The organism is Ruminococcus sp. AF17-22AC (genome assembly GCF_003460065.1).
Classification (GTDB): Bacteria; Bacillota; Clostridia; order Lachnospirales; family Lachnospiraceae; genus Blautia_A.
The window spans coordinates 29,427-42,017 of sequence record NZ_QRXT01000004.1; the positions used below are offsets into that span (position 1 = coordinate 29,427).

General features: G+C 44.6%; 10 protein-coding genes. All 10 read left to right on the top strand.

What is annotated here, in order from left to right; all coding sequences use genetic code 11:
• Positions 1-100 precede the first annotated feature (100 nt).
• The 10 genes from DWW86_RS07360 to DWW86_RS07405 all read left to right on the top strand — a co-directional run bounded on the left by DWW86_RS07360 (position 101) and on the right by DWW86_RS07405 (position 12,586).
• On the top strand, positions 101-2,551 hold the full coding sequence (locus tag DWW86_RS07360; protein WP_117942722.1) for a methyltransferase domain-containing protein: 2,451 nt from the start codon (positions 101-103) through the stop codon (positions 2,549-2,551).
• Positions 2,552-2,595: 44 nt separating this feature from the next.
• Positions 2,596-3,504, top strand: coding sequence for a LysR family transcriptional regulator (locus tag DWW86_RS07365; RefSeq protein ID WP_072522651.1), 909 nt, complete (start codon positions 2,596-2,598; stop codon positions 3,502-3,504).
• A gap of 219 nt (positions 3,505-3,723) precedes the next feature.
• A complete protein-coding gene (gene nikB, locus DWW86_RS07370; RefSeq protein WP_117942723.1) occupies positions 3,724-4,668 on the top strand; it encodes a nickel ABC transporter permease in 945 nt (314 codons plus the stop codon).
• Positions 4,665-5,531, top strand: a complete 867-nt coding sequence (gene nikC / locus DWW86_RS07375) for a nickel transporter permease (RefSeq protein WP_117942724.1) — start codon at positions 4,665-4,667, stop codon at positions 5,529-5,531. The genes nikB and nikC overlap by 4 nt, the downstream gene beginning before the upstream one ends.
• A gap of 25 nt (positions 5,532-5,556) precedes the next feature.
• Positions 5,557-7,092, top strand: coding sequence for an ABC transporter substrate-binding protein (locus tag DWW86_RS07380; protein WP_117942725.1), 1,536 nt, complete (start codon positions 5,557-5,559; stop codon positions 7,090-7,092).
• A gap of 20 nt (positions 7,093-7,112) precedes the next feature.
• The gene (locus DWW86_RS07385) at positions 7,113-7,895 is read left to right on the top strand and encodes an ABC transporter ATP-binding protein (RefSeq protein WP_117942726.1); all 783 of its coding nucleotides are present in this window, start codon (positions 7,113-7,115) and stop codon (positions 7,893-7,895) included.
• A 19-nt stretch (positions 7,896-7,914) separates the two neighbouring features.
• On the top strand, positions 7,915-8,673 hold the full coding sequence (locus DWW86_RS07390) for an ABC transporter ATP-binding protein (protein WP_117942727.1): 759 nt from the start codon (positions 7,915-7,917) through the stop codon (positions 8,671-8,673).
• A gap of 491 nt (positions 8,674-9,164) precedes the next feature.
• Positions 9,165-10,760 carry an ABC transporter substrate-binding protein gene (locus tag DWW86_RS07395; RefSeq protein ID WP_117942728.1) on the top strand — a complete coding sequence of 532 codons (1,596 nt, stop codon included), beginning with the start codon at positions 9,165-9,167 and terminating at the stop codon, positions 10,758-10,760.
• A 6-nt stretch (positions 10,761-10,766) separates the two neighbouring features.
• A complete protein-coding gene (locus DWW86_RS07400) occupies positions 10,767-11,762 on the top strand; it encodes an ABC transporter permease (RefSeq protein ID WP_235816107.1) in 996 nt (331 codons plus the stop codon).
• Positions 11,759-12,586 (top strand): ABC transporter permease, encoded by an 828-nt coding sequence (locus DWW86_RS07405; RefSeq protein ID WP_072522659.1) that lies wholly within the window; start codon positions 11,759-11,761, stop codon positions 12,584-12,586. The genes DWW86_RS07400 and DWW86_RS07405 overlap by 4 nt, the downstream gene beginning before the upstream one ends.
• Positions 12,587-12,591 lie beyond the last annotated feature (5 nt).

Sequence of the window (12,591 nt, forward strand, 5' to 3'; positions counted from 1 at the left end):
AAAATATGAGGGTGGAAATTCAGAGAAAATTTTGCTTTTGTGCAATAAAAATTACGAATCGCCCAAATAAACATGACAAGCGTGAAAAGAGAACAGACTTATGAATAATTTGAAAAACGAAATTCATGACTACTGGACGAACCGTGCCAGAGGTTATTCAGAATATAATCAGCAGGAAATGGCGGATGCCCGCAGAACGATGTGGAGGGACAAGCTCCTTTCCCTGCTTGGAAATCAGTTTCCGGAAAAGAAACCGCAGGAGATCAAAATTCTCGATGTCGGAACCGGCCCGGGATTTTTTGCAATTCTTCTTGCAGAAGCCGGGTATCAGGTTACTGCAATCGATTATACCGAAGAAATGCTGAAAGAAGCACAGAGCAATGCAGGTGAGCTTGCAAAGTGTATTGTGTGGAAAACAGGCGACGCACAGGCGCTTGATGTGGAAAACAACAGTTTTGATGTGATTGTAACGAGAAATGTTACATGGAATCTGCCGCGCCCGGACCTTGCATACAGAGAATGGCTTCGTGTCCTGAAGCCGGGGGGTGTCCTTTATAACTTTGATGCTGACTGGTACGGTCATCTTTATAATGAAGAGAAACGAAGCAGTTACGAGAAAGACCGTAAGCAGACGGAAGAGCAGAATGTGGAAGATTATTACAGCGGAACAGATATTGAGAAGATGGAAGAAATTGCCCGTCAGGTTCCGCTAAGCCGTCTGGAACGTCCGAAGTGGGATATCGAAACGATGCAGAAAGCAGGATTTCTTGATGTTTCCTGCGATGAAGAAGTATGGAAAGAGGTCTGGACAGAGGAAGAGATCATCAACAACAGTACTTCTCCGATTTTTTTGCTGACAGGAAGAAAAAGAGATGCTTTTTATCTGAAAAATGTAACGGTGCAGCCGGGACAGAAGTGGCACGGGGAACTGGAGCTTGCAAATGGTGAGATCAGACTGCCGGCGACTGTTCTGCACGGACATGGCACAGGAAAAACCATGCTGATCACAGCAGGTGTTCATGCCGGTGAATATGTAGGGATCCAGGCAGCCATCGAGCTTGCACAGAAACTGAAAATCGAGAAGGTAACAGGAACGGTCATTATCATAAAAGTGTTGAACCGTCCGGCATTTGAAGCACGAAAAGGCAGTATGGGGCTTACAGATGGGAAGAATCTGAATCGTGAATTTCCGGGAAATCCGGACGGAACGGAGATGGAACGTCTTGCATGGGCTGTTTCTCAGGAATTGCAGCCGGTAGCAGATTATTATATTGACCTGCACAGCGGAGACGATTATGAAAAACTTACTCCATATGTTTATTATGCAGGAGCGGCAGCAGAGGAAGTTGTCAGCTTTTCGAGACAGATGGCAGAACAGGTCGATGTGCCTTACATGGTAAAATCCAACGTGGCATCCGGCGGTTCTTATAACTATGCGGCTTCACAGGGAATCCCGAGTATTCTGATCGAGCGTGGAGGAATGGGTGACTGGACTTATGAGGAAGTCAGATCCACCCGCAGGGATGTCCGTAATATTCTCTGTCATCTGGGAATTTATCAGGGACTGAAAGATTTCCGTACCTACTATCCTCTGGATGTAGCTGATATTCGCTATCAGGATGCCGAGGAAAACGGACTCTGGTATCCGTTTAAAAAAGTCGGTGACATGATCCGGGAAGGTGATATTCTCGGAGAAGTCCGCGATTATGAGGGCAATGTAAAAGAAGTCAGTGTCGCGGAGTTTGACGGTGTACTTCTTTATCAGGCAGGAACTCTTCAGGTGCTTGAAAACGGTCCGATGGTCACATATGGAAGAATTGTCAGCCGGTATGATGAGCGCAAGGAGAGAATCGTTAATTACTGGGAAAAACGAAGCGACAGTTTTCTCGTGCAAAAACGTCAGGAACTGCACAGTGCCATGGCAGAACGCTGGATGAAAGAAATACGTGCGCAGCTTCCAAAAGGAAAAAAACTGCGTATTCTTGATGTGGGATGCGGTGCTGGATTTTTCTCCGTTCTGCTTGCAAAAGAAGGCCATCAGGTGACAGGTATCGACCTGACACCGGATATGATCAAAAATGCACGTCTTCTTGCATCAGAGGAAAAAACAGACTGCGAATTTCTGGTAATGGATGCCGAAAATCCAGAATTTCCGGAGGGTACATTTGATGTGATCATTTCCAGAAACCTGACATGGACACTGCCGCACGTAAGCCATGCTTATGGCGAGTGGCTCCGCGTCCTGAAAAAGGGCGGGGTTCTGCTTAACTTTGATGCAAACTATGGAATCACAGATTTTTCCAATGTTGCAGATCTTCCGGAAAATCATGCACACAACATTCTCGGTGATGATATGATGCGTGAGTGTGAGGAGATCAAGCGTCAGCTTCCAATCAGTTCTTACAGCCGTCCGGCATGGGATCTGGAAACCTTAGGTTCTATGGAAGTAAAAGATTTCAGAGTGGATCTGGGTATCAGCAGCAGGATTTATCTGGAAAAAGACGAATTTTATAATCCCACTCCACTGTTTATGCTGCGGACAGTTAAATAACGGGCAGACAATAGGACAGACTATAACAATATGCGGAGAATCATATGGATTTAAAACAATTACAATATTTGGTGACATGTGCGCAGGCCGGATCTTTCAGTGATGCGGCAAAGATCCTTTATTCTACACAATCAAGTGTCAGTAAAGTGATAAAGGCACTGGAGGATAATCTCGGAATGCAGCTTTTTGAGCGGCTGCCACGTGGAATACGCCTTACGGTACAGGGACAGAAGGTTTATCATTATGCCTGCAGGATCACAAATGAGGTTGAAGTTCTGGAAAATATGTCGGCAAACGGTATGACAAAATGGATCCGTATTTCCATGAATCCCAGTTCCTGGTTTGCCGATCTGTTTGTGGATTTTTATAATGAAACATATGAAAAAAATTATCATTTCCAATTGACGACAGCAGGTGTGCGAAGTGTTATGGAGCGCGTCCGTGACTATATGGATGACATTGGTTTTGTCTATATCCTGAGCCAGCAGAAAGAGAATTTCCTGCATGAACTGGCAAAAAACAAGCTGCAGTTTGTATCTCTGTATGAGACAGATGTGATCCTTTATCCGGGACGGCAGACAGAACTTTATGATTTGGAAAAAGAGACTGTAAATCTGGGAGAGCTTGAGGGAGTACGGTTCATACAGAATTATCAGGATGAATTTTTTGATATCGGATCTGTCAATGAGGAGGCTTTTCAGTGGAAAGACCTTGATATTTCCGTGCTGACCAACAGTGATTATATTATGGAAAGAATGCTGAAAAACAGTAAAGTCTCCAATGTGAGCGGAAGCTATCTTTCCGAAAATAAGGCAGGCACGGCACCGGGAATCCCTCTGAATATGGGGGACAGCAAAGTTATTTTTGGCTATATCCTTCACAGAGGAGAAGAAATGGATGAAAGTATACAGGAATTTCTTGAGTTTCTGATGAGCAGACTTCCAAAAAGTTAATCCACTGTGAACGAGTATAAAGTTAATCCGCACTTATTCCATAACATGCATAAAGTATTCAATTTAAGAATAGCACAGAACCCTCCTACGGGGTTGTGTGCTTTTTTGACATTTGCTAGACTGTAATTGTTAAATTATTGTAACTGTGAGGATACGGGCCAGTTACGATTTATCATGCGGATATGTTGTCTGATGCTATGCAGGCATGAAGGAGAACAAATGATTAAATATATTTTAAAAAGACTTCTTCAGTTGATTCCGATTCTGATCGGAATCACTTTTTTGTCTTTTGCCATGATGCGTCTGGCGGGCGGTGATGCAGTGACCTACATGTATGAAAATGCAGGTTCGGCAGTCTCACAGGAAGTCATTGATGAGACGAGAAAAGAGTACGGGCTGGATCAGCCGTTTCTTGTGCAATATGCAAAGTGGTTTGCAGGAATGGCAACCGGAGATATGGGCAAGAGCTATGTATCGAAGAGAGATGTTTATGAAACTTTCATAGAAAAACTTCCGGCAACAATCATGCTGACGGTTTCTTCAGTATTGCTGACAATGCTGATTGCAATTCCGTTTGGAATCCTTTCGGCAGTAAAACATAATAAATGGATCGATTATTTAATTCGTTTTTTCAGTTTCATAGGAAATTCCATGCCGAATTTTTTTGCGGCGCTGGTGCTGATGTATTTCTTTTCTATCAGACTGGGATGGCTTCCGGTCATTACCAGTGACAACGTGGCGTTAAGTCTTGTCCTGCCTACGCTGACGCTGGCAATTTCCATGGCATCAAAATATACCCGTCAGGTAAGAGCGACAATCCTTGAAGAACTGAATAAAGACTATGTGGTCGGAGCCAGAGCGCGAGGTGTCAGAGGCAGTGTGATTATCTGGAAAAATGTGATGAAATCTTCCATGCTCACGATCATTACGCTGCTGGCATTGTCCATAGGAAATCTTCTGGGTGGAACCACGATCGTTGAGACTATTTTTATGTGGGACGGTGTCGGTAAAATGGCAGTAGATGCCATAACTATGAGAGATTATCCGATCATTCAGGCGTATGTGGCATGGATGGCGATTATTTATGTAGTGGTAAATCTGATCACAGATATCATTTATCATTATCTGGATCCTCGCGTAAGACTGGGAGGTGACAGAGTATGAGTAAAACGAAAAAAACGATAACTGTCCGCAGGCAGAAAATAAAGAAAAACCATGTGAGAGAAAAGCTGATCTTTTTTACAATACTGGTACTGATCCTGCTTGTAATTGCAGCCTTTGCCCGGAAACTCTGCCCGTATGATCCGGATATGCAGGATCTTCTGCTGGCGCAGAAACCGCCCAGCGCAGAACATATACTGGGAACTGACCGTTACGGAAGGGATATGCTTTCGAGAGTACTGGTGGGAAGCACAACGAGTATTTATGCAACACTGCTTCTGGTAGCACTCATTACTGTAGTCGGAACCGCAATTGGTATTATATGTGGCTGGTGCGGAGGAATTCTGGATACTGTTCTGATGCGTGTGTCCGATCTGTTTCTGGCATTTCCGAGCCTTGTATTTGCCCTTGCGGTAGCTGGTGTGCTCGGTGGAGGTATTCAGAATGCAATCATAGCTCTGGCTGTAATTGGATGGCCGAAGTTTGCCAGACTTGCCAGAGGACTGACTCTTGCACAGAAAGACTCAACGTATCTGATGGCGGTGAGACTGTCGGGAAGCAACACATTTAAGATTATGTTTAAACATATTTTGCCGAATATTGCCGGTCCGATATTGGTTACTTCGGTTCTTGATATCGGAACGATGATGATGGAACTGGCCGGACTTTCTTTTCTCGGGCTTGGTGTACAGCCGCCGATGGCAGAGTGGGGAAGCATGATCAATGATGGAAGAAGTATGCTTCAGATCTCACCATGGATGGTACTTGCACCGGGACTTGCCATATTTATAACGGTTATGATCTTTAATCTTTTCGGAGATACGCTCAGGGACTATATGGATCCAAAAGAAAGAGCTAAGAGATAAGCATATAAAGAAAGGAAAAACTACTATGAAGAAGAAATTAATTGCGGTAATTCTTACAGGAGTAATGCTGGCAGCAGGAATGTCCACAAGTGTATGGGCTGATGGTGAAAAGTCATTTGTATATGGAACAACCGGTTACAGTGAGGAAATGGGAGATGCGGGATTAAACCCGCACGATAATTACTCCGGATGGAGCGCACTTCGTTATGGCGTCGGAGAAACTCTTTTCAAATACAATGACAATATGGAAGTAGAGCCGTGGCTTGCAACAGATTATGAATTCGTGGACGATACAACTGTAAAGATCACACTTCGTGACGGCGTGAAGTTTTCCAGTGGACGTACCATGGATGCAGAGGCAGTCAAAGAATGTCTGGAAGATCTGATCGCAGTTCATGACCGTGCGCCTTATGATCTGAAGATCGACCATATTGATGCGGAAGGGCTGATACTTACTATTTATACGACAGAACCATGTCCGGCAATCATCAATTATCTTGGCGATCCTTATGGTGCAATCATTGATATGGACTATGGAATCCAGGGAGAAGGCGGTTCAGCGAATGTGGCAGGAACAGGCCCGTATATTGCAGAGAATGTTACTCCAACCCAGATCGATCTGGTCAAAAATGAGAACTACTGGGGTGGCGAAGTAAAAGTAGACAAAGTTACTGTCAAATCTTTTGCAGACGGAAGTGCGCTGACAGCAGCCCTGCAGACCGGAGATATTCAGGGAACTTATGGACTGCAGTATGACAACTATCCTCTGTTTGAAAACAATTCAGACTATACCATTAACTCCTGTGCGACCAGCCGCTGCTTCTTCGGACAGTTCAATATGGATTCAGAGATCATGCAGGACCAGAATGTCCGCAAAGCTGTTGAGATGGGAATCGACAAAGACGGATTCTGTTCTGTGATCATGCAGGGACGTGGCGTTCCGGCCAAAGCAGCCTTCCCGAGCAGCTTTTCCTATGGAAATGACGCTGTAGAAACCGTTTCCTATGATCCGGACGGTGCAAAGAAACTTCTTGAAGAATCCGGATGGACAGATACAGACGGTGATGGATATGTAGACAAAGACGGACAGAAACTCAGCATTAACTGGCTGACTTACCCGACCCGTCTCGAACAGCCGAAGCTGGCAGAGTATGCACAGGCTACGTTGAAGGATATCGGCATTGATGTTGTTGTAAATAATACATCTGACCATATGACAATTGCCAAGAGTGGAGATTTTGATGTATATGTAAGCTCTACAACTACAGCACCGACAGGAGATCCGGAATACTTTTTTACAAGTACGGTGACAGGTTCTAAAAATTACGGAAACTACCAGAATGAAGAGGTAACAAAGCTTACAGATCAGCTTCATCAGACTTTTGATAAGGACGAAAGAGGTAAACTTGCAATAGAACTTCAGCAGGATATTCTGGATGATGATGCATACTTCTTTGTATCACATCTGAATATGGGAATCGTGACAAAATCAAATGTAAAAGGAATGGCAGCGCATCCATGTGATTATTATGAGATCACGGCAGAACTGGATGTGGAGTAGCCTGAGGAGAACAAAATATTATGGATTCTTTGCTTCGTGTAGAGCATGTGACAATTTCATATAATGGAGAGCCGGTGGTTCAGGATGTCAGTTTTGAATTAAAACAGGGCGAGATTCTTGGAATCGTGGGAGAATCCGGAAGCGGTAAAAGTACGATTGTCAAAGCCATCATGGGACTTCTGGGGGAAGAAGGCCTGGTTACAAGAGGTGATATCTGGTATAAAGGTGAAAATCTTACAGATATGAGTGAGAAAAAGCTCCGTAAGCTTCTGGGAACAGAGATCGGAATGGTATTCCAGGACTGCAAAGCTGCATTATGTCCTGTCCGGACAATCGGGGCACAGATACATGAGGCAGTGTCAGAACATAAGAAAATCAGCAAGAAGGAAGTCCGGGAACGTGCAGGAGAGATCATGAAGAAGATTGGTCTGGATGACAGTGACCGTGTGCTGGAAAGCTATCCGTTTGAACTCTCCGGTGGAATGAATCAGAGAGTAGGGATCTGTACAGCCATGATCATGCATCCGAACCTGCTTCTGGCAGATGAACCGACCAGCGCCCTGGATGTAACGGTTCAGAAGCAGGTAGTGGAGGAACTTCTGCTTATGCGTAAAGAATACAATACTGCAATGATTCTTGTAACTCATAATATCGGTGTTGTAAGGATGATGGCAGACAGGATACTGGTTCTCCAGAACGGACAGGTAAGAGATTATGGAGCAACCGAAGAGGTTCTGGATCATCCGAAAGATCCATATACTAAGAAACTGATGAGCTCTGTGCTTCATTTGAAACGGGACTGAACTCAGGAGGCATGAAGAAATGACAGAGATTATTTTAAAAGCAGAACACCTTAAGAAGGTTTTTGTCTCAGGAAAGAAGTCCATGACAGCGGTAGATGATGTCAGTTTCGAACTGAATCGGGGCGAATGTCTTGGAATCGTAGGCGAATCCGGTTCGGGAAAGAGCACGATAGCCAAAATGCTCACACATCTGGAGCCGGTGACAGATGGACAGATTTTTCTTAAAGGAAAGGATATTACCCGCCTCAGAGGCAAAAGCTTAAGAAAAACCTATCAGGATATCCAGATGGTTTTTCAGATGCCGATGGAATCTTTTGATCCGAGACGTACTCTGGGAGACGGAATTGGGGAAAGTCTTCGGAACATGGGGATAAGCCGCGCAGAAACACGGAAACGTGTGGAAAATCTTCTCGAAAGATGTGGCCTGGATGCGGAATACGCAGATCGCTATCCACATCAGGTCAGTGGAGGACAGTGTCAGAGAGCAGCAATTGCCAGAGCGCTTGCAGTCAGTCTGGACATCCTGATCTGTGATGAGGCAACCAGCGCACTTGATGTAACCGTGCAGAAACAGATTCTGGAACTTCTGACCGAACTGAAACAGAAAGAAAATCTGTCATTTATCCTGATCTGCCACGATCTTGCACTGGTGCAGGCCTTCTGTGACAAAGTCCTGGTTCTCTATCATGGAAAGACCGTAGAATACGGAACTCCGTATGATATCATCGATCATCCGAAGATGGATTATACAAAGAAATTAATAGATTCAGTTTTATAAAATTAACAGCATAATAATCAGCGACAATAACCGGAGGGCAGGAAGTATGGTTGTAAATGTTTTTCTGTCTGATGATTTTGAAGTGATGGATGCGTTTGGCCCGATACAGATTTAAGAGCATGAACTGAAAATGGTATAAAAAAAGTACTTCCCGCGGAGTTGGAAGTACTTTTTTAATGGGTTGAATGTGCATCATAATATGTGGAGGTCTGTGCACTTTTATTTGGTAGATAACACAATTCATGTGTTGATTGTATTTTAACAAAATGCAGTGTAAAAACAAGCCTCCCGGGGGGATACAGAGCTATGAAAAAAATGCAGGATCTATGCGATATATGAATAGGTTAATATCCCCCTGGGATGGTTATATACGGTCAGAATTGATGGTATACTGATAGAACTTGTTATGCATAATAAATAAAAACAAATCCTGAAAGTGTTGATAGACACAGCACTGTGCATAAATGAGAACAAAAGGAGGAAATGAGATAATGAAGAGAAAATTACTGGCGGTTATGATGGCGGTCTGCATGACTGCATCCTTTGCAGGGGGAACTGCGACTGTATTTGCAGCACAGGAAGAAAGTACAGCGAAGGACGAAGTGATCGTAACTATGCCGACAACATCAGAGCCGGAATCTGGTTTTGATCCGGCATATGGATGGGGCGCAGGAGAGCACGTACATGAACCTCTGATCCAGAGTACGCTTACTACTACAAATACAGATCTTTCTATCGGGAAAGACCTGGCAACTGATTATTCGGTAAGTGATGACGGACTTACCTGGACCGTTAAGATCCGTGATAATGTTAAATTTACAGACGGAGAACCGCTGACAGCATCGGACGTGGCATTTACATACAATAACTGCCGCGATAACAGTTCCGTCAATGATTTTTCCATGCTGAAAGAAGCAGTGGCGGTGGATGACACAACTGTTGAATTCCATATGAATACACCATTTGCAGTCTGGCCATATACCATGGCAATTGTAGGAATCGTTCCGGAGCATGCTTATGATGAAAATTACGGACAGAATCCAATTGGTTCCGGACGCTATATCATGAAACAGTGGGACAAAGGACAGCAGGTTATTTTTGAGGCAAATCCGGATTACTATGGAGAAGCACCAAAAATGAAAAAAGTAACAGTTCTTTTCATGGAAGAAGATGCAGCACTGGCAGCAGCTCAGTCTGGCACGGTAGACGTGGCACATACAGCGGCATCCTATTCAGATATAACGGTTGACGGATATGATCTGTTCAGCGTGCAGACGGTAGACAACCGTGGATTTAATCTTCCGGCAACTGCGGCAGAGGAAATTGACGGAGTAACTTATGGAAATGACTTTACCAGTGATGTAGAAGTAAGACGTGCGATTAATATTGGCATTGACCGCGAAGAAATGATCGAAAATGTTCTGAACGGTTACGGAACTCCGGCATACAGCGTGTGCGACAAGATGCCATGGTACAATGAAGAAGCAGAAGTAGAATACGATCCGGATAAAGCAAAAGAAATTCTTGAAACAGCAGGCTGGGCAGAAGGTGATGACGGAATCCGTGAGAAAGACGGTGCGCGTGCAGAATTTACCATGCTGTATCCGGCATCTGATTCTGTTCGTCAGGCACTGGCAGAGGACAGCAAGAATCAGCTTGCCGAACTTGGAATTGAAGTGACAACAGAGGGTGTTGACTGGGATACTGCCTACACAAGAGCAGAGTCTGAGCCGCTTGTATGGGGATGGGGTGCACATACACCAATGGAACTGTACAATATCTATCATACAATGAGCGAGACCGGTCTTGCAGAATATTCTCCATATGCAAACGAAACCGTAGACAAATACATGGATGAAGCTCTGAAGTCCAGTGATCTGGAAACGTCTTATGATCTCTGGAAAAAAGCTCAGTGGGATGGCGATAGCGGAATTATACAGGAAGGTGATATCCCGTGGATCTGGCTCTGCAATATCGATCATCTGTACTTTGTCAAAGACGGACTTAAGGTAGCTGACCAGAAGATCCATCCACACGGACATGGCTGGTCTATCGTAAATAACGTAGATCAGTGGTCATGGGAGTAACAGATCTTGAATAATTTAAAAGCAAAATTTATTTTAAAAAATTTCATCAAAGTGCTGCTTCTGCTGTTTGCAGTCAGTGTTGCTGCTTTTGCACTTATGACAGCTTCTCCGATCGATCCTCTGAAAGCGAATGTCGGACAGGCCGCCCTTGGAAGCATGAGTCAGGAACAGATTGCAAAACTTGAAGAATACTGGGGCGTGGGACAACCGCCCCTGCAGCGCTACATTGCCTGGTTCAGGGATTTTGTAAGGGGAGATATGGGAATATCTCTCCTTTATCGCCAGAAAGTTACGACAGTGATCGCGGTAAAACTTGGGAATTCTTTGTTCCTGATGATCATTGCGTGGGTTTTGTCCGGACTGATTGGATTTTTGCTGGGTTCACTTGCAGGTATGAATCGTGGAAAGCCGATTGATAAGATCATCAAAGGATACTGTCTGGTGATCTCCAGCACTCCGGCATTCTGGATTGCCATGCTGTTGCTGATCATCTTTGGGGTATGGCTCAAAATACTTCCCATAGGATTAAGCGTACCGATTGGAGTAGAGGCAAGCGGAGTGACTTTTCTTGACCGCGTGCGTCATGCGATTCTTCCGGCAGTGACACTTTCCATTACAGGAATATCCAATATTGCCATGCACACCAGGGAAAAAATGATCGACATCTGCGACAGTGATTACGTGCTTTTTGCAAAAGCAAGAGGAGAGAGCAGCTGGCAGATTTTCAAAAATCATGGTTTCCGCAATGTCCTTGGACCGGCCGTGACACTTCAGTTTGCTTCAATCAGCGAGATCTTCGGCGGCTCAGTACTTGTGGAGCAGGTCTTTTCCTATCCGGGACTTGGACAGGCAGCGGTCAGTGCAGGTCTTGGAAGTGATATGCCGCTTCTGATGGCGATTACGATCATAAGCGCATTGTTCGTGTTTGGAGGAAACTTTATAGCGAATATTTTGTACGGAGTCATTGACCCACGAATCCGAAGAGGGGGTGTGGGAAGATGAATAACAGGTGGAATCGCAGAAAAACACTGGTACTCTGGCTTGTTATCGCAGTGGTGTTTCTTGCAGCAGTCTGTATCGGCGGTCTGTTCTGCGAAGATGCGGCAAGGGCAACAGATTTTTCCAGAAAGAACATTGCACCCTGCCTGAAATATCCGTTTGGTACAGACTGGCTTGGAAGAGATATGTTTGCGCGGACAGTCAGAGGACTTTCTATCAGTATCATCATAGGAGTATGTGCAGCTACGTTCAGTGCGGTCATGGCATTCATTCTGGGGGTTGTATCTGCAACAATGGGAAAAACAGCAGATACCATTGTGACATGGATCATAGATTTGGTTATGGGAATCCCACATATGCTTCTTCTGATCCTTATCTGTGTCGCATGCGGAAGAGGACTTAAGGGAGTCATTCTTGGAGTTGCACTGACGCACTGGACATCTCTGGCGAGACTGATCAGAGGTGAAGTGCTGCAGCTCAAAGAACAGATCTATATAAAAACAGCCAGAAAACTTGGAAAAAGCAACCTGTATATTGCGATGAAACATATGGCTCCACATCTGCTTCCGCAGTTTATCGTCGGACTTGTTCTTCTTTTTCCACATGCGATCCTTCATGAATCCGGTATTACTTTTCTTGGGTTCGGGCTGTCAAACGAGCAGCCTGCAATTGGAATTATTTTGTCAGAAGCAATGAAATATCTGATCACAGGCAAATGGTGGCTTGCACTGTTTCCGGGAATCATGCTGGTGATTACCGTTGTATGTTTTTATACAACAGGAGAAAACCTTCGCAGACTGCTGGATCCGGCAAGTGCACACGAATAGGAGAT